We start from the raw sequence: 17,979 nt of genomic DNA on the forward strand, positions 1-17,979 counted from the left end.
CGTCAGGTACCAGCCACGATAGCCCCGGCCCCCTCCGCGTGCCCGCCCGCGCCACGGCCGTCGGCGTGGCCCGTCGGCCGGGGGGCCGGTGTGGGGGCGGGGGCGGCCGTCAGGGCCGTGACCACGGGGTCCAGGGCCCGGTCGCGGCCCTCCTCGCCCGGTCAGCGCGGGGCGGTGACGCCCGTCAGCGCCGTGACCACGGGGTCCAGGGCCTGGTTGATCTCGTCGCCGATCGAGCGGAAGAAGGTGATCGGCGCCCCGTACGGGTCGTACACCTCGTCCGCGTCGGCGGAAGGCGCCAGCAGCCAGCCCCGCAGCGCGGCGGCGGCCCGCACCAGCGCACGGGCGCGCTCGGCCATGCCGTCGTCGAGCGGCGGCAGCGTCGCCGGGTCTATCGCCCGCACGAGCCGGGTGAACTCCTTCAGCGTGAAGGTCCGCAGCCCCGCCGAATGGCCCATCGAGATGACCTGCGCCCGGTGGTCCCGCGTGGCCGTCAGCACCAGGTCGGCGCGTATGACGTGCTCGTCCAGCAGCTCGCGCCCGGTGAAGCCGGAGGCGTCGGCGCCGAAGTCCGCGAGGACGGCGGCGGCGTTCGCCTCCATGGGAGCCCCTTCGTGGCCCCAGGTGCCCGCGCTCTCGACGATGAGGTCGCCGGCCACGAGACCGAGGGCGCTCAGCCGGTGCGTCAGGGCGTGCCGGGTCAGCCGCTCGGTGATGGGCGAGCGGCACACGTTGCCGGTGCTGACGTGGAGTATGCGGAAGGAGTCTCCCCCGGCCGCGGCCGGCAGGTGTCCCCTGGCTATGCCACGCCCCTCAGGGCTCACGGGGCCACCTCGAGGTCGGGTACGACCTCCCGCAGTTGTTCGGCGGTCAGCGCGCCGGCACGCAGCAGGACGGGAACCTTCCCGGTGACGTCGACGATCGACGACGGGAGGGTGTTGGGCGTCGGGCCGCCGTCCAGGTACACGGAGACGGAGTCGCCCAGCATGGCGCGGGCGGCGTCGCAGTCCTCGGGCGCCGGGTGCCCGGACAGGTTGGCGGACGAGACCGCCATCGGGCCGACCTCCGTCAGCAGCTCGATCGCGACGGGGTGCAGGGGCATGCGTACGGCGACGGTCCCGCGGGTCTCCCCCAGGTCCCAGGCCAGCGACGGCTGGTGCTTGGCGACGAGCGTCAGCCCGCCCGGCCAGAAGGCGTCGACGAGCTCCCAGGCCTGCTCGGAGAAGTCGGTGACGAGGCCGTGCAGGGTGTTCGGGGAGCCGATGAGCACGGGGGTGGGCATGTTGCGGCCCCGGCCCTTGGCGGCGAGCAGGTCGCCGACGGCCTCCTTGCTGAAGGCGTCCGCGCCGATCCCGTAGAGCGTGTCGGTCGGCAGCACGACGAGTTCGCCGCGGCGTACGGCGGATGCCGCTTCACGCAGACCGGTCTTGCGGTCCGTCGCGTCGTTGCAGTCGTATCGCCGGGCCATCAGCGGGCCTCCTCGTACAGCGGGGTGGTGGCGGGAAGGGGGATCGCGCCGGTCACGGCATCGCCTTGCGGGCGGTCGCGAAGCGCGGGCGGTTGTTCAGGTCGGGGTGGTCGGCGGAGTCCGCCCAGCCGCGCTCGTCGGCGAAGATCCACGGCACCTGCCCGCCCTGGGTGTCGGCGTGCTCGATGACGACGATGCCGCCGGGCCGCAGCAGCCGGTGCGCGGTGCGCTCGATCCCGCGGATGGTGTCGAGGCCGTCCTCACCGGAGAACAGCGCCATCTCGGGGTCGTGGTCGCGGGCCTCCGGAGCCACGTACTCCCACTCGGTGAGCGGGATGTACGGCGGGTTGGAGATCACCAGGTCGACCTGGCCGTCCAGCTCGGGCAGCGCGCTCAGCGCGTCGCCCTGGTGGACGGTGACCCGGGAGCCCTCGGCGTTCTTGCGGGTCCAGCGCAGGGCGTCCTCGGACAGCTCCACGGCGTGCACGCGCGAGCGCGGCACCTCCTGGGCCATGGCGAGGGCGATGGCGCCGGAGCCGGTGCACAGGTCCACGATCAGCGGCTCGACGACGTCCATCGCCCGGACGGCCTGTATGGCCCAGTCCACGACCGACTCGGTCTCGGGCCGGGGCACGAACACCCCGGGGCCGACCTGGAGCTCCAGGTAGCGGAAGAAGGCACGGCCGGTGATGTGCTGGAGCGGCTCGCGGGCCTCGCGGCGGGCGACGGCCTCCCAGTAGCGGGCGTCGAAGTCCGCGTCCTTGACGTGGTGCAGTTCCCCCCGCTTGACGCCGTGCACGAAGGCCGCGAGCTCCTCCGCGTCGAAACGCGGAGAGGGCACGCCGGCGGCGGCCAGCCGCTGGGTGGCCTGGGCCACCTCGGCAAGCAGCAAGTTCACGCTGGTCCTCCGGGCTGCTGTCGTACGGGGGGTGGTGCGGGGATCAGACGGGGTCGGGCCGGATCAGTGCGCGGCGGCGAGCTTGGCCGCGGAGTCCGTGTCGACGCAGGCCTGGATGACCGAGTCGAGGTCGCCGTCGAGCACCTGGTCCAAGTTGTACGCCTTGAAACCGGTCCGGTGGTCCGAGATCCGGTTTTCCGGGTAGTTGTACGTACGGATCTTCTCCGAGCGGTCCACGCTGCGCACCTGGCTGCGGCGCACGTCGGAGGCCTCCTGCTCGGCGGCCTCCTGGGCGGCGGCCAGCAGGCGCGAGCGCAGGATGCGCATGGCCTGCTCCTTGTTCTGGAGCTGGCTCTTCTCGTTCTGGCAGGAGGCGACCACACCGGTCGGGATGTGCGTGATGCGCACGGCCGAGTCGGTGGTGTTGACGGACTGGCCGCCGGGGCCGGAGGAGCGGTACACGTCGATGCGCAGGTCGTTCATGTTGATCTCGACCTCGACCTCCTCGGCCTCCGGGGTGACGAGCACGCCGGCGGCGGAGGTGTGGATGCGGCCCTGCGACTCGGTGGCCGGAACGCGCTGCACGCGGTGCACGCCGCCCTCGTACTTCAGACGGGCCCAGACGCCCTGGCCGGGCTCGGTCGCGCCGTTGCCGCCCTTGGTGCGGACGGAGACCTGGACGTCCTTGTAGCCGCCGAGCTCGGACTCGGTGGCGTCGATGATCTCGGTCTTCCAGCCCACGCGCTCGGCGTAGCGCAGGTACATGCGCAGCAGGTCGCCCGCGAACAGGGCGGACTCGTCGCCGCCGGCGCCGGCCTTGACCTCCAGGAGCACGTCCTTGTCGTCGCTGGGGTCGCGCGGGACGAGCAGCAGGCGGAGCTTCTCGGTGAGCTCTTCGCGCTGGGCGCTCAGTTCCTTGACCTCGGCGGCGAAGTCCGGATCGTCGGCCGCCAGCTCCTTGGCCGTCTCGATGTCCTCGGCCGACTGCTTCCACGCACGGAAGGTCGCGACGATCGGGGTCAGTTCCGCGTAGCGCTTGTTGAGCTTGCGCGCGTTGGCCTGATCCGAGTGGACCGAAGGGTCGGCGAGCTTCGTCTCCAGATCGGCGTGTTCGCCGACCAATTCCTCGACCGCTTCGAACATCGGGTGCTCCTGTGGTGAAAGTCAAAAATGGGCGGGTTCGGCTGAACGACGACAAAGGCGCCGGTCCGGCCGCCCCCGCGTAGTCAGGGGGCGGCCGGTGACCGGCGCCTGGGTCGCGCTACTTCTTGGCCGCACCCTTGCCGAAGCGGGCCTCGAAGCGGGCCACACGGCCACCGGTGTCGAGGATCTTCTGCTTGCCCGTGTAGAACGGGTGGCACTCGGAGCAGACCTCGGCACGGATGGTGCCCTCGGTCAGGGTGCTACGGGTGGTGAACGACGCGCCACAGGTGCAGCTGACCTGGGTCTCGACGTACTCGGGGTGAACTTCGCGCTTCAAGGTGTCTCCTAGATTCGGGAGGGCGCCGGGTCGCAGGAGCCGAATTGCGCACTGCGTGAACCGGGGCCGACAGACCAGTCTGCCAGGACCGGGCCGCCTGTCAAAATTCTGAGGACGCTCCCCTCAACGGGGAGGGCCGCGCTTCTATTCCGGCCGGGTCCGGCGGGATCCGTCAGCGGACGATGGAGCCGGCCGCGCTCTTGTCCCCGGTGGAGTTCTCGGTGGCGGCGGCGGGGATGGGCTGGTCGGCCAGCAGGGCGTCCCAGACCATCTTGGAGCCCTTGGGCAGGGCCACCACGCGGTCCTTGTCGAGCGGGTCCTGCCCGACCGGCAGGGTGATCATGTGCATGTTCTCGGCGCCGATGCCCTGGAGTCCCTGCGCGAAGCCCGCGAGGGACTTCACGTCGCCGAGTGCCTTGTCGGTGGTGATCGCCTTCGTCGCGGAGTCGGCGAGGCCGTAGAGCTTCTTCGGGCTGTCGAAGACGCCGACGCCCTTGACCTGCTTGATCAGCGCCTTGATGAAGGCCTGCTGAAGCTGTATTCGGCCCAGGTCACCGCCGTCGCCGACGCTCTTGCGCGTGCGGACGAGGCCGAGGGACTGCTCGCCGTTGAGCTTGTGGGAGCCGGCCGGCAGATCGAGGTGACTGCCGTGGTCCTTGATCGGCTTGGTGGTCGTGAGCTCGACCCCGCCGAGGTTGTCGATGATCTTCTTGAAGCCGGTGAAGTCGACCTCGATGTAGTGGTCCATGCGGATCCCCGACATCGTCTCGACCGTCTTGACCGCGCAGGCGGCCCCGCCGATGGTGAAGGCCTCGTTGAACTGCGCGCGCTTGCTGCCGGGGTCGGTCTTGCCCTTGCCGACGCCGCAAGCGGGTCTGGGGAGCATGGTGTCGCGCGGGATCGACACGACGCTGGCCTGCTTGTGGCCGTCGTAGAGGTGGACGATCATCGCGGTGTCCGAGCGGGCGGAGCCGCCGTCGTCAGCGCCGTATTCGCTGTTGGCCCCGTCACGGGAGTCGGAGCCGAGGACGAGGATGTCCATGGAGCCGTTGTCGACGTTGGGCGGGCGGTCCTTGCCGAGGGCCTGGTCGATGTCGACGGTCTTCAGGTTGCCGTTGAGCTTGAAGTAGAACCAGCCGAGGCCACCACCTCCGAGCAGGACGACACCCGCTGCGGTCCACGCGGCGATGGTGAGGGCGCGACGGCGCTGCGGGGGTTTCCGGCGGCGCCGGGTGACGGCGCGGCGGCCGCGGCCCTTGCTTTCCTCGCTCATGCTCTCCTCAGTCCTGCGTGCGTTGCCCGCTGTATCTCTCACTCAGACGGACGAGTGCGTTCCAGGGTTCCACGGCGCGCGGGGCGTACGGAACCCCGGGGGCGGCTCCCCCCGCCGGGGGTCGACGGTGCGTGACGCGGCGGACACCCGGGGTTCGGATCGAGAACGTACGAGCCCGCGGAGGGGTTCATTCCGGGGCACGAATGTGGCGAAGGTCGCACAGGCCCCGAAGGCGGAAACCGTGGGACGTGACGACACGAAGCCGCCCCCGCCGCGGGTGCGGCGGGGGCGGCTTCGGTGAGGCGGACCCGGTCAGTCGTCGTTCTTGCCGGCCGGGGTCGTCTTCGCGATCTGCATCAGGAACTCGGCGTTCGACTTCGTCTGCTTCATCTTGTCGAGAAGCAGCTCGATCGCCTGCTGCGAGTCGAGCGCGTGCAGCACCCGGCGCAGCTTCCAGACGATGGCGAGCTCCTCGCTGTTGAGGAGGATCTCCTCCTTGCGGGTGCCCGACGGGTCGACGTCGACGGCCGGGAAGATCCGCTTGTCGGCGAGCTTGCGGTCGAGCTTGAGCTCCATGTTGCCGGTGCCCTTGAACTCCTCGAAGATCACCTCGTCCATGCGCGAGCCGGTGTCGACGAGCGCGGTGGCCAGGATGGTCAGCGAACCGCCGTCCTCGATGTTGCGCGCCGCGCCGAAGAAGCGCTTCGGCGGGTACAGCGCGGTCGAGTCGACACCACCGGACAGGATGCGGCCGGAGGCGGGCGCCGCGAGGTTGTACGCGCGGCCCAGACGGGTGATGGAGTCCAGCAGGACGACCACGTCGTGACCCAGCTCGACGAGGCGCTTGGCGCGCTCGATGGCCAGCTCGGCGACGGTGGTGTGGTCCTCGGCCGGGCGGTCGAAGGTCGAGGAGATGACCTCGCCCTTGACCGACCGCTGCATGTCGGTGACCTCTTCCGGACGCTCGTCGACCAGGACGACCATCAGGTGGCACTCGGGGTTGTTGGTGGTGATCGCGTTGGCGATCGCCTGCATGATCATGGTCTTGCCGGTCTTCGGCGGGGCCACGATCAGGCCTCGCTGGCCCTTGCCGATCGGCGACACGAGGTCGATGATGCGGGTGGTCAGCACCCCCGGGTCGGTCTCCAGACGGAGCCGGTCCTGCGGGTAGAGCGGGGTCAGCTTCTGGAACTCCGGGCGGCCTCGGCCGGATTCGGGCGCCATGCCGTTGACGGAGTCCAGACGCACGAGCGCGTTGAACTTCTCGCGGCGCTCGCCGTCCTTGGGCTGACGGACCGCACCGGTGGTGTGGTCGCCCTTGCGCAGACCCGCCTTGCGGACCTGGGCGAGGGAGACGTACACGTCGTTCGGGCCGGGCAGGTAGCCCGAGGTCCGGATGAACGCGTAGTTGTCGAGGATGTCGAGGATGCCCGCGACGGGGATCAGCACGTCGTCGTCGGCGACCTGCGGCTCGTTCGGCGCGAACTCGTCGCGGCCGCGACGGCCACGGCGGTCGCGGTAGCGGCCGCGACGGCCACGGCGGCCGTCCTCACCGTCGAAGTCGTCCTGCGGGCCGTTGTCCTGACGGTCCTGACGACCCTGCTGGCCCTGGCCCCGGCCGCCCTGCTGCTGACGGTCGGCGCGGTCCTGCCGGCCGCCGCCCTGGCCCTGGCCCTGACCGCCCTGGCCCTGGCTCTGGCCGCCCTGGCCCTGACCGCCCTGGCCCTGGTCGTCGGCCTTGGCGCCGCGCTCGCGGCGGCTCTGCTGGCGCTCGCCCCGCTCGCCGCGCTCGGCACGGTCACCGCGCTCGGCACGGTCACCGCGCTCGCCGCGGTCACGGCGGTCACGGCGGGTACGGCCCTCGCCGGCCTCCTGCGCCTGGCCCTGGGCCGCGACGGTGGTCGCCGCCTCGGCCTGGGGCTCGGCCTGGACCGCCGGAGCGGCCTCGGTCTTCTGCTCGACCGCCACGACGGCGGGTGCCGAGGACTCCGGGCTGCCGGAGGGCGCGGTCGCCCGACGGCGGCGGCGCTCGCCGACCGGGGCTTCCTCTCCCCCGCGCTCGGCTTCGCTCGCGCGGGAGGGGCCCCCCGCGGGCTGACCCGGGATGTCGATCTGCGCCTGGACGGCGGGCTTCTCGGCGGCGGGCGCCGCGGCGGCGGCCTCGCCCGTACGGGCCTTGCTGGTGGCGCGGCGCTTCGGCTTGGCCTCGGCGGCGTCGGCGGCGGGAGCCGCGGCCTTGGGGGCGCTGCCGCCCTGCGCCTCCTTGATGACCTCGATCAGCTGGCTCTTGCGCATCCGCGCGGTGCCCCTGATCCCGAGGCCCGACGCGACCTGCTGCAGCTCGGCCAGGACCATGCCCTCAAGGCCGGTGCCGGAGCGGCGGCGCTTGGGTGCGGCGCCCGCGGCGGGGGCACTGGTGTCGACGTTGGTGTCGGCAGCGCCCATCAGATCGGTGGTGTCGCTCACGAAGGGTCCTTCCCTGGAGCGGACGTCGGCCTGTCTGGCTCGGCGACCGGTTGTGCTGTCCGACGACGGAGCATGACCTGATGGGTCATGGCCCGCAGCCGGGGCGGTGGTCCGCCGATCGATGTACGGCGGAGAGAAACGTGCGTGGATGGTTCCGGCGAGAAGCCCCGAGCTGGAAGCGTGGGAATGTCACGCCGATTCCGGAGCGTGCCCGAAACTGCTGGCAGCGATCAAAGCAGTCGGGGAGGCTCCCGGAAGAAAGGTGGTCCCGGATGGGGACACTGAGCACCGAGCCATGGCGGCTTCGGATGCGCACTTGAGACTAACACTACCGGATCCAACAGTTATTCCCCCTCTCAATCACCGGCAATAGCCCCTTCCGCAGGTGGGCGGCCTGCCCGGCCGCCCGCCCCGGCGGGCCGTGTCGTCACGACACGGACTGCCCGCCCTGGGCACCCAGCGGAAGGACGCTCGCACCCGCGGCGTCGAGTGCGAGCCGGTTGGCCGCCCACCCTTCGCCCGCGAGCTGCGCGACCTTGTCGGCCGCGTCGTTGTCGACCAGCGCGAGGACCGTGGGGCCCGCGCCGGAGATGACCGCGGGGATGCCGTCCGCCCGCAGTCGGCCCACGAGCGCCACGCTCTCGGGCATCGCGGGGGACCGGTAGTCCTGGTGCAGCCGGTCCTCGGTGGCGGGCAGCAGGAACTCGGGACGCCTGGTCATGGCCTCCACGAGCAGGCCCGCACGGCCCGCGTTCACGGCCGCGTCCACGTGCGGCACGGTGCGCGGCAGCAGTCCCCGCGCGGTCTCGGTCAGGACCGGCTTGGACGGCACGAAGACCACCGGAACGATGGAACCGGCGGGGTCCATCCGGATCGCCTTGGCACCGCCCCCGTCCATCCACGCCAGGGTGAAGCCGCCGAGCAGACAGGCGGCGACGTTGTCGGGGTGGCCCTCGATCTCGGTGGCGAGCTCCAGCAGCGCCGCGTCGTCGAGCCTGGCCTCGCCGCCTATGGTCACGGCGCGGGCGGCGACGATGCCGGCGCAGATCGCGGCGGACGAGGAGCCGAGCCCGCGGCCGTGCGGGATGCGGTTGGCGCAGACGACCTCCAGGCCGCGCGGCTGCCCGCCCAGCAGGTCGAAGGCCGTGCGCATGGAACGTACGAGGAGGTGGCTCTCGTCCCTCGGGAGGGTGTCGGCACCCTCGCCCGCGATGTCGATGTTCAGGCCGGAGTCGGCGACCCGGACGACCACGTCGTCGTAGAGCCCCAGGGCCAGGCCGAGGGCATCGAAGCCGGGGCCGAGGTTGGCACTGCTGGCGGGGACGCGCACCCGTACGGCGGCGGCGCGGAACGCTGGACCTGCCATCGGTCGATGACACTCCTTGTGACTGTGCGAGATCTGGTGTCGGTGCGGGATCTTCGCTGCGAATGTACTGGAGAACGTACGACACCCGAAGGCCCTTGGGGCAGCACCGCGTCATATGCGCGGTGGCGGATGTAAGTACAGCGTATCGAAGGAAGGTTCTCCCGCGACATAGGGCGCACAGGAGGCGCACGATGCGTGTCGCGGTCTTCCCCGGTTCCGCCTTGACCTTTGGTGTCGTACGGGCCGAGTTGCCGGATTCCGGAGACTTCCGGAATCCGGCAACGGGGCGGCGGGCCGGGACCGGGGGCCCCGGCCTCCCCGCGCCGGGGTCAGATCAGGCCGAGACGGGCGGCCGCGGCCTCGGCGTCCACCGGAACGGTGACCGGCTGCGGAGCGCCGGCGACCGCCCAGTCGGGGTCCTTCAGGCCGTTGCCGGTGACGGTGCACACGATCTTCTGGCCGGGGTCGACGAGACCGGCCTCGGCGGCCTTCAGCAGACCGGCCACGGACGCGGCCGAGGCGGGCTCGACGAAGACGCCCTCCTGCGCGGCCAACAGGCGGTAGGCGGCCAGGATCTGGCGGTCCGTCACCTCGTCGATGAAGCCGCCCGACTCGTCCCGGGCCTGCAGGGCGTAGTCCCAGGAGGCCGGGTTGCCGATGCGGATCGCGGTGGCGATGGTGTGCGGCTCCTTGACGACCTCGCCGCGCACGATCGGCGCGGAGCCCGAGGCCTGGAAACCCCACACGCGGGGCGTACGGGAGGCCAGGCCGTCGGCCTTGTACTCCTTGAAGCCCTTCCAGTACGCGGTGATGTTGCCCGCGTTGCCCACCGGCAGGACGTGGATGTCGGGGGCGTCGCCGAGCGCGTCCACGATCTCGAACGCGGCCGTCTTCTGACCCTCGATGCGGACCGGGTTGACGGAATTGACCAGCGCCACCGGGTAGTTGTCGGACAGCGCGCGGGCCAGGTCCAGGCAGTCGTCGAAGTTGCCGTCGACCTGCAGGATCTTCGCGCCGTGCACCAGCGCCTGGCCCATCTTGCCGAGCGCGATCTTGCCGCGGGGCACGAGCACCGCGCACACCATGCCGGCGCGCACCGCGTAGGCGGCGGCGGAGGCGGAGGTGTTGCCCGTGGAGGCGCAGATGACGGCCTTGGCGCCGTCCTCCTTGGCCTTGGTGATGGCCATCGTCATGCCGCGGTCCTTGAAGGACCCCGTGGGGTTGGCACCCTCCACCTTGAGGTGCACCTCACAGCCCGTGCGCTCGGAGAGCACCTGGGCGGGGACGAGGGGAGTACCGCCCTCGCGGAGCGTGACCACCGGGGTCGTGTCCGTCACCGGCAGGCGGTCCCGGTACTCCTCGATGATGCCGCGCCACTGGTGGGTGCGATTGCTGCTCATGGGTCCTTACTCCCCTTCAACACGCATGATGCTGGCGACACCGCGCACGGTGTCCAGCTTCCGCAGCGCCTCGACGGTCCCCGAAAGGGCGGCGTCGGGTGCGCGGTGAGTGACGACGACGAGGGAGGCCTCGCCGTCCTTGCCCTGCTGCCGCACCGTGTCGATGGAGACACCGTGCTCCGCGAAGGTGGTCGCCACCTGGGCGAGGACGCCCGGCTTGTCCGCCACATCGAGGCTGATGTGGTAGCGGGTGACGACATCCCCCATGGGGCTGACCGGCAGTTGGGTGTACGCCGACTCGCCGGGCCCCGTTGCCTGGGCGAGCTTGTTGCGGCAGACCGCGACGAGGTCGCCGAGGACCGCGGACGCGGTCGGAGCGCCACCCGCGCCGGGCCCGTAGAACATGAGGCGCCCGGCGGCCTCCGCCTCGACGAAGACCGCGTTGTACGCCTCGCGGACGGAGGCGAGCGGGTGGCTGAGCGGGATCATCGCCGGGTGCACGCGGGCGGTGACGGACTCGCCGTCCGCGGCGCGCTCCAGGATCGCGAGGAGCTTGATGGTGCAGCCCATGCGCTTGGCGGAGGCGAAGTCCGCGGCGCTGACCTCGGTCATGCCCTCGCGGTACACGTCGTCCAGGCGGACCCGGGTGTGGAAGGCGATGCCGGCCAGGATCGCGGCCTTGGCGGCCGCGTCGTAGCCCTCGACGTCGGCGGTCGGGTCGGCTTCGGCGTAGCCGAGGGCGGTGGCCTCGTCGAGGGCCTCCTGGTAGCCGGCGCCGGTCGAGTCCATCTTGTCGAGGATGAAGTTCGTCGTGCCGTTGACGATGCCCATCACGCGGTTGATCTTGTCGCCCGCGAGGGACTCGCGCATCGGGCGCACCAGCGGGATGGCGCCGGCGACGGCGGCCTCGTAGTAGAGGTCGAGCCCGTGCGTCTCGGCCGCGCCGTGCAGCGCAGCGCCGTCCTGGGCGAGCAGCGCCTTGTTCGCGGAGACGACGGAGATGCCGTTCTCGAAGGCGGTGGTGATCAGCGTGCGGGCGGGCTCGATGCCGCCGATGACCTCGATGGCCACGTCGATGTCACCGCGTTTGAGGAGGGCGGTGGCGTCGGTGGTGACGAGCGCCGGGTCGATGCCCTCGCGCACCTTGGAGGGACGGCGCACAGCCACGCCGGCGAGTTCGACGGGCGCGCCGATCCTGGCTGTCAGATCGTCGGCGTGCGTCGTCATGATGCGCGCCACCTCTGAGCCGACCACTCCACAGCCCAGCAGCGCCACCTTCAGCGGACGCGTACGCATCATTCGACCTACGCCTTTCGATCTTCCATCCGTAACCCGTGCGCGGATTGCGCGCGGGTCCTGAACCAGTCTCACTCAATGGACAGGACTTTCCATCCTCGGTCCATTGAGTGAGACACCGGTTTGGGATACCTATTTTGAGGGTCCGGGGGCTTTCCCCAGAAATATGGGAATCATCCGAGGTCGAGACGCAGGAGATCTTCCTCCGTCTCGCGCCGGACGATCACCCGCGCCCCGCCGTCGCGCACGGCGACGACGGGCGGGCGCAGGGCGTGGTTGTAGTTGCTGGCCATGGAGCGGCAGTACGCCCCGGTGGCGGGCACGGCGAGGAGGTCCCCGGGCGCGAGGTCGGCCGGCAGGAACGCGTCCTTCACCACGATGTCGCCGCTCTCGCAGTGCTTGCCGACGACGCGGACCAGCATGGGTTCGGCGTCCGATACGCGGGAGACGAGGGTGACCCCGTATTCGGCGTCGTAGAGGGCGGTGCGGATGTTGTCGGACATGCCGCCGTCGACGGAGACGTAGGTGCGCAGGCCTTCGAGGGGCTTGATCGTGCCCACCTCGTACAGGGTGAACGCCGTCGGGCCGACGATCGCGCGGCCGGGCTCGACGGAGATGCGGGGCGCCTTGAGCCCGGCGCTCTCGCACTCCCGCGCCACGATCTCGGTGAGGGCCTTGGCGATCTCGTGCGGCTCGCGCGGGTCGTCGGCGGAGGTGTAGGCGATGCCGAGGCCGCCGCCGAGGTCGATCTCGGGCAGCTCGACGCCGTGCTCGTCGCGTACGGCGGCCAGCAGCTGGATGACCCGCTTGGCGGACACCTCGAAACCGGCCATGTCGAAGATCTGGGAGCCGATGTGGGAGTGGACCCCGAGCAGGTCGAGGCTCTCGTGCCCGAGCGCCCGCCGCACGGCCTCGGCGGCGGAGCCGTCGGCGACGGCGATGCCGAACTTCTGGTCCTCGTGCGCGGTCGCGATGAACTCGTGCGTGTGCGCTTCCACGCCCACGGTCACGCGGATCTGCACGGGCTGGCGCACGCCGAGCTCACGGGCGATGTGCGCGACGCGGGCGATCTCCTGGAAGGAGTCGAGGACGATACGGCCGACGCCGGCGGTGACGGCCCGCCGGATCTCGCCCTCCGACTTGTTGTTGCCGTGGAAGGCGATCCGCTCGGCGGGCATCCCGGCGGCGAGGGCGGTCGCCAGTTCACCGCCGGAACACACGTCCAGGTTCAGCCCCTCTTCCTTCAGCCACTTCACGACGGCCTTGGAGAGGAACGCCTTGCCGGCGTAGAAGACGTCCGCGTCCTTGCCGAAGGCGTGCGCCCAGGCGCGACAGCGGGCGCGGAAGTCCTCTTCGTCGAGGAAGTAGGCGGGGGTCCCGAACTCCTCGGCGAGCCGGGTCACTTCGATCCCGCCGACGCGGACCACCCCGTCGTCGTCGCGGGTGACGGTGCGCGCCCAGACCTTCTCGTCCAGCACGTTCAGGTCGGCCGGCGGCGGGGCGTAGTGGCCTTCGGGCAGGACGTCGGCGTGGCGGGGCCCGGCGGGGTGCGCGGAACGGCTCATCGGAATCTCTCTTCGCGGGTCACAGGAAGTCGGGGGCGTCTACGCCGAGCAGGGCCAGGCCGCCGGCCAGCACCGTGCCGGCGGCTTCGGCGAGGGCCAGCCGGGCGCGGTGGGCGGCCGAGGGTTTCTCGTCCCCTCGGGGCAGGACGTGGTGCTGGTGGTCGAGGAGCACATCGGCGACGGTGACGAGGTGCCGGACGAGCCGCTCGGGGGCCCGGTGGTGCGCGGCGGCTTCGAGGACGAGCGGGTACTCGGCGATCACCCGCACCAGCTCACGGCCCTCCGCGTCCTCACCCGCCCCGGCGTGGAACCCGAGCAGGGCGGCGTTGCGGCTCAGGGCACGGGCGCGGGCGTGGGCGTACCGCACCCGGAAGAGCTCGTTGGACTCGTCCTGGACGAGGAGGCCGGGCGCGAAGGCGGGGGTCTCCCGGGCCGGGACGCGGAGCATGGCCCAGCGGGCGGCGTCCTGCCCGTAGGCGGCGATCACGTCGCCGTCACGCCTCGCGACGGGGGCCAGGGGGATGGTCCCGAAGTCCTGCTCCTGCCCCTGGGACCTCATGATCCGCCCGACGGCCTCGCGCACGGCCCGCTCGCGCGGCCCGACGTGGGGAGCCCAGCGGAAGGGGTCGGCCTCGCCGCCACCGTCCGCGTACCCGTACCGGATCCCGGCGCTCAGGACCTCCCGTACGAGGGCGGCCTCGGAGCGGGCGGCGAGGGTGAAGTTCAGGAACCCGGCTCCGGTGACGTCGACGCGCGCGATCCCGGGCTCCTCGGCGAGCAGCCGGGCCAGCACGTCCGCCACGTCGCGGGGGACGCGGGCGGCCCCCTTGGCCACGTGGAAGGCGACGGGTGTGGCGTACTCCCCCACCCCGCCGGGCCGCGTCCGCTCGACGACGACCCGCTCGGGCACGCACGCGGCGCCCAGCTCACCGCTCTCGACGGCACGGCGTACGGCGTGTACGACGGCACGAGAGAGGTCGGCGGGGATCACGTCACCCACCCTAGGGGAGAAGCCCCGTCGGCCCGCACCGGGTTTCGCCATGTGAACAGCCATGTGAACGACCCCGGGACCCGACCCCCGAACAGAACCCCGAACCACCCCTGAACCGCCCCCGGCCGGCCACGCGAAAAAGAACCCTCAGGCCCCTCTGCCGGCCGACGCGCCCTTCCGCTCGCGGCGGTCCTTGCGCTCGACGAGCCTGCGCACGATGCGCACCAGCTCGGCGGGCTCGAAGGGCTTCGCGAGGAACGCGTCGACCCCGGCGGCGATCCCGGCCTCGACCTCGTGCTGGGTGCAGGCACTCACGATGGCGACGGGCAGGTGCCGCGTCCGCGGATCGGCCCGCAACTGCGCGGCCGCCCCGAACCCGTCCAGCCGCGGCATGACCACATCAAGGGTGATCGCATCGGGCTGCACCCGGTGAACGATGTCCAGACACTCGGCACCATCGCTCGCGGTCACGACCTCGAAGCCCTCCAGCTCGAGATTGACCTTGATCAGCTGCCGGATGACCTTGTTGTCGTCGACAACAAGCACCCGGCCCGAGGCGCCTGGCACAACTTGAGGGTAGGTCGCCCTAAGCCCCCGCGTCCGGGTTTTCGCCACTTCCACCCCCTCCGGGCGACCGACCTCCTCCTCCCGCCCAAATCGGTTCCTGATCACCCCACGGAAGCTGGTAGTGTTCAACCCGTCGCCGCAACGCGAACGACACGCCCCCGTAGCTCAGGGGATAGAGCAACGGCCTCCGGAGCCGTGTGCGCAGGTTCGAATCCTGCCGGGGGCACCTTGTACGAGGTGCCCAAAGACCCCGCCATCAGCGCGAATGCTGAGGACGGGGTCTTCGCGTATGTGCAGCCAACTGCCGCCCTGTGCAGCCGTATGTCAGCCCCCGTGGACTATCCGTGGACAGGATCTTGGTCCATCCGCGCAGGTCAGCCCCGGGAACGGCGAAGGCCCCCGGACAGGTCCAGGGGCCTCGCAGCGTATCTCCACTCACTCGCGATCACTCGTACTCGCGCAGCAGGTCTTCGATCCTCCTATTGGCCACCTCCTGGCGGCCGTCGAGGCACTTCGCGTACCGACTGAGCAGCACCTCCACGCTGTTGCCCGCACGCTCGGCGACCTCGGGGTTCGGGGTCGGCGCTGGGCAGGCGTTCGTCACCCAGGTGTGCTGAGGAGCCGGGCCGCCAGGGTGCGGGCGCTCGCCGGGACGCCGCGGCGCGGTTCGTCGTACCGGGGGTGGGCCTGTTCCAGGGTCGGCAGGAGGTTCGGGGCGCGGTCGGTGGGGGCGCGGTCCAGGACGGTCGTGCCCGTTTCGGCTTCCTGGGTGGGGGCGTAGCCGGCCGTGCGGAGGGCTGACAGCGTCTCCTCTGGCGGGGCGGTGGAGATCAGGACCGTGGGGGCGATCCGGCGGAGGCGGAGTTTGGTCAGGCCTCGGGCCTGGGCCACCTCGGCGATCAGTGCGGGGTCGTCCGAGCGGATGCAGCAGGCGGAGCGGACGACCTTGAGTTGTCCGTGGGTGCGGGCGGTGTCCTTGATCGTGTAGGCGAGCGGCTGTGGCAGTGGGGTGCCGCGCTCGCTCGCGGTGGTGAGGCGGTCGAGTAGTTCGTCTGCGCTCCAGCCGGCGTCCAGGGCCCGGCGTACGGAGGTCGCAGTGATCCGCCAGACCACGGCGTGCCCTTCGGACTCGATGTCGCCGACAGCGGAGAGCAGCTCTGCGAGGGCGGGCGCGGGCGCACCGGTGACGGTGGCCGTCAGGTCGCTCTGGAACCGGGCCGTCTCGCTGGGCTCGGGGAGCGCCGCGTACAGGGCCTCGCGCAGTGCGGTCACCGCCTGTGCCAGGGCAGGGCGCAGGGAGAGGTCCTCGCCCAGGCCCGCGGAGCCGCGGGCGGACGGGTCCGTGCCCGCGCCGGGCACGGCCGGGTAGTGATGGGCGGCTCCCACCTCCAGCAGTCGACACAGGGCCCGCCCGGCGGGGGTGAGCGCGCCGTGAGCGACCACGCCGAGATGGGCCGCCTCTGTCAGGGTGGCTGCCAGGCGGTCGAGCACTGCGTCCAGTCCGGTCAGCTCCCCGGTGCCGTCTGCGGCCAGGTGGCCGCGCAGGGCGGGCTGGAACCACGCGGCCAGGGAGAGGAGTTCGGTGAATCCGAGCGCGTCGCCGGTCAACCCCTGTCCGTCGGGGAGGACCGCGAGCGCTCGGAGGACCCCGGTGCGCAGGGCCACGGCGTCCTCGTCCTGCGGGCTGACGAGCGCGACCGGGGTCTCGTCGGGGTCCGGCCAGTGGCTGAGCACTGCGGGGACCACAGCCCAGGCGGCCAGCAGCGGCAGCAGCTTGCCCGCTGCGGGGGCGGCTACCCAAGCGTCGTAGCGGTCGCTCGGCAGCAGCCGGGCGGAGGGCTTGGGCCCGTTGGAGTTCCGGCGGCCGCGGGGAGCGGGGGCGGGTTCGTCGTCCTGAGGCGCGGCCAGGCCGGCGTTGACCGCGAGGTCCAGCCACAGCCGGGTGTCGGCCTCATCGGCCCCGGCGGCCTTCGCCAACCGCCGGGTGTCCCGTACGGCGATCCCGCCCGCCTTGCGGACCGCGACCGGCTGGGCGGCCAGCGCCCGCAGTACCAGTTCGGCCCTCCAGGCGGCCGCCGCGGCGGCCGTGCCACCCTCGCCATCCCAGCCGGACGGCAGCGGCGCGGTGGCGGTGAACGGCCTTGGTTCCAGCTCGGGGCTGGGTGCCGCGCCCCCGTCACGGAGCGCACGGGCGACCTCGTACGGAAGCTCCACCAGGTCGAGACCGACGGGGACCAGTAGTCCGCGCACGGCCAGCCAGTCGGTGCCCACGTCGCCGCTGCCGCCCTCCCGGAAGACGTACTTGGCGTCCGGGCCCGCGTACTGCGCCCCGTACCGGCCGACGAAGCAGTGAGTGCGCAGCAGCGGCGGGCCGGGTACCAAATGGTCCAGCAGCTCCAGCGCCCGGACCGGGGCGTCCGCCACCAGTGCCCGCACCCGGGCGGGATCGGCGAGCAGAGCGACGATCAGCTCCTGGGCCTGGTCGCGGGTACGGGCCGCGCCCTCGCCGAAGAGGGTTGCGGCGATTCGCTTGACCTCGGGGGCGTTGTAGGCGTAGGTCAGCAGCCGGTTGGCGGTGCGCCCGTAACCGTCGAACCCAGTGGCCCGGACATGCAACAGCGGCGGCAGCGCCAGTTTCCCCTTGGGCGCGGGGAGCAACAGCGCGCGCTCCCGCAGTCGGGCGAGCGTGTGCTCCGCCCGCCGCAGCTTCTCCCCCGGCTCGAACCAGGCCAGTACGTCCCGCTCGGACACCATGCGGTCCGCGGGCTCCACCGCGGCAACGGGCTTCCGCTGTTGCCAGGGATACCGGGGCCCGTCCTCGGCCTCGCCACCGACCACCGGGCCGTGGCGCTCCAGGGCGAGGGCGGCGATGGAGGCGAGCAACTCCAGTTCTCCGGCAGTGCCCGCCATCAGGCCCTGGCCCACCGACTCGTCGGTGAGCAGGTGTTCGGCGAGCTCAAGCAGGGTGGTGATCCGTCGGTACTCGGCGGCGAGCGGCAGATCCCGCTCCTCCAGCAAGGCTGTCAGCCGCTCGGGATCCAGGGTGCCCAGCCATTTCGCGAGGGTGCTACGCGCATTCACCCGGCCAGGCTAGCGCCGTCCGGTCACCCCGCGGAGGTGAACCGGACGCGTCCCCTCAGACCGCCGTGCTCGGCGGAGAGCGTGGTGAGGTCGGTGGGACCGTCGCGGCGGCACAGGGCGGCGGCGAT

At 71.8% G+C, this 17,979-nt stretch carries 15 protein-coding genes and 1 tRNA gene; 1 reads left to right on the forward strand and 15 read right to left on the reverse strand.

Annotated features, from left to right (window positions below):
* Positions 1 to 161: 161 nt before the first annotated feature.
* The 13 genes from ACZ5D2_RS05575 to ACZ5D2_RS05635 form a co-directional block, all read right to left on the reverse strand.
* Positions 162 to 824, reverse strand: coding sequence for an arsenate reductase/protein-tyrosine-phosphatase family protein (locus ACZ5D2_RS05575; RefSeq protein WP_371676647.1), 663 nt, complete (start codon positions 822 to 824; stop codon positions 162 to 164).
* Positions 821 to 1,468, reverse strand: a complete 648-nt coding sequence (locus ACZ5D2_RS05580; protein ID WP_371676648.1) for an L-threonylcarbamoyladenylate synthase — start codon at positions 1,466 to 1,468, stop codon at positions 821 to 823. The genes ACZ5D2_RS05575 and ACZ5D2_RS05580 overlap by 4 nt, the downstream gene beginning before the upstream one ends.
* 52 nt (positions 1,469 to 1,520) lie before the next feature.
* A complete protein-coding gene (gene prmC, locus ACZ5D2_RS05585) occupies positions 1,521 to 2,366 on the reverse strand; it encodes a peptide chain release factor N(5)-glutamine methyltransferase (RefSeq protein ID WP_030235773.1) in 846 nt (281 codons plus the stop codon).
* Between the two features lie 63 nt (positions 2,367 to 2,429).
* A complete protein-coding gene (gene prfA, locus ACZ5D2_RS05590; RefSeq protein ID WP_371676649.1) occupies positions 2,430 to 3,509 on the reverse strand; it encodes a peptide chain release factor 1 in 1,080 nt (359 codons plus the stop codon).
* Between the two features lie 118 nt (positions 3,510 to 3,627).
* Complete coding sequence (rpmE, locus tag ACZ5D2_RS05595) at positions 3,628 to 3,846, reverse strand: 50S ribosomal protein L31 (protein ID WP_267032631.1); 219 nt, start codon at positions 3,844 to 3,846, stop codon at positions 3,628 to 3,630.
* 172 nt (positions 3,847 to 4,018) lie between these two features.
* On the reverse strand, positions 4,019 to 5,119 hold the full coding sequence (locus ACZ5D2_RS05600; RefSeq protein ID WP_371676650.1) for an LCP family protein: 1,101 nt from the start codon (positions 5,117 to 5,119) through the stop codon (positions 4,019 to 4,021).
* A gap of 312 nt (positions 5,120 to 5,431) precedes the next feature.
* A complete protein-coding gene (gene rho, locus ACZ5D2_RS05605) occupies positions 5,432 to 7,585 on the reverse strand; it encodes a transcription termination factor Rho (protein WP_468927390.1) in 2,154 nt (717 codons plus the stop codon).
* Positions 7,586 to 8,012: 427 nt separating this feature from the next.
* Positions 8,013 to 8,951 (reverse strand): homoserine kinase, encoded by a 939-nt coding sequence (gene thrB, locus ACZ5D2_RS05610; RefSeq protein WP_371676652.1) that lies wholly within the window; start codon positions 8,949 to 8,951, stop codon positions 8,013 to 8,015.
* Between the two features lie 329 nt (positions 8,952 to 9,280).
* Positions 9,281 to 10,351, reverse strand: coding sequence for a threonine synthase (thrC, locus tag ACZ5D2_RS05615; RefSeq protein WP_371676653.1), 1,071 nt, complete (start codon positions 10,349 to 10,351; stop codon positions 9,281 to 9,283).
* A 6-nt stretch (positions 10,352 to 10,357) separates the two neighbouring features.
* Entirely contained in the window at positions 10,358 to 11,650 is a 1,293-nt protein-coding gene (locus ACZ5D2_RS05620) for a homoserine dehydrogenase (protein ID WP_371676654.1), read from the reverse strand.
* Between the two features lie 170 nt (positions 11,651 to 11,820).
* On the reverse strand, positions 11,821 to 13,212 hold the full coding sequence (gene lysA, locus ACZ5D2_RS05625) for a diaminopimelate decarboxylase (protein ID WP_371676655.1): 1,392 nt from the start codon (positions 13,210 to 13,212) through the stop codon (positions 11,821 to 11,823).
* 19 nt (positions 13,213 to 13,231) lie between these two features.
* Positions 13,232 to 14,203: an ArgS-related anticodon-binding protein NrtL gene (gene nrtL / locus ACZ5D2_RS05630; protein WP_371676656.1), complete on the reverse strand. Its 972-nt coding sequence runs from the start codon at positions 14,201 to 14,203 to the stop codon at positions 13,232 to 13,234.
* A 147-nt stretch (positions 14,204 to 14,350) separates the two neighbouring features.
* Positions 14,351 to 14,818, reverse strand: a complete 468-nt coding sequence (locus ACZ5D2_RS05635; RefSeq protein ID WP_266842318.1) for a response regulator — start codon at positions 14,816 to 14,818, stop codon at positions 14,351 to 14,353.
* A 106-nt stretch (positions 14,819 to 14,924) separates the two neighbouring features.
* Here ACZ5D2_RS05635 and ACZ5D2_RS05640 point away from each other — a divergent pair.
* A tRNA-Arg gene (locus ACZ5D2_RS05640) sits at positions 14,925 to 14,996 on the forward strand.
* A gap of 219 nt (positions 14,997 to 15,215) precedes the next feature.
* Here ACZ5D2_RS05640 and ACZ5D2_RS05645 read toward each other — a convergent pair.
* Together ACZ5D2_RS05645 and ACZ5D2_RS05650 are read right to left on the reverse strand one after the other, a co-directional pair.
* On the reverse strand, positions 15,216 to 15,374 hold the full coding sequence (locus tag ACZ5D2_RS05645; RefSeq protein ID WP_371676657.1) for a hypothetical protein: 159 nt from the start codon (positions 15,372 to 15,374) through the stop codon (positions 15,216 to 15,218).
* Positions 15,371 to 17,851 carry a helicase-associated domain-containing protein gene (locus tag ACZ5D2_RS05650; RefSeq protein WP_371676658.1) on the reverse strand — a complete coding sequence of 827 codons (2,481 nt, stop codon included), beginning with the start codon at positions 17,849 to 17,851 and terminating at the stop codon, positions 15,371 to 15,373. Before ACZ5D2_RS05650 ends, ACZ5D2_RS05645 begins: the two co-directional genes overlap by 4 nt.
* Positions 17,852 to 17,979: the final 128 nt, after the last annotated feature.

It is taken from the genome of Streptomyces sp. NPDC031479 (assembly GCF_055581065.1).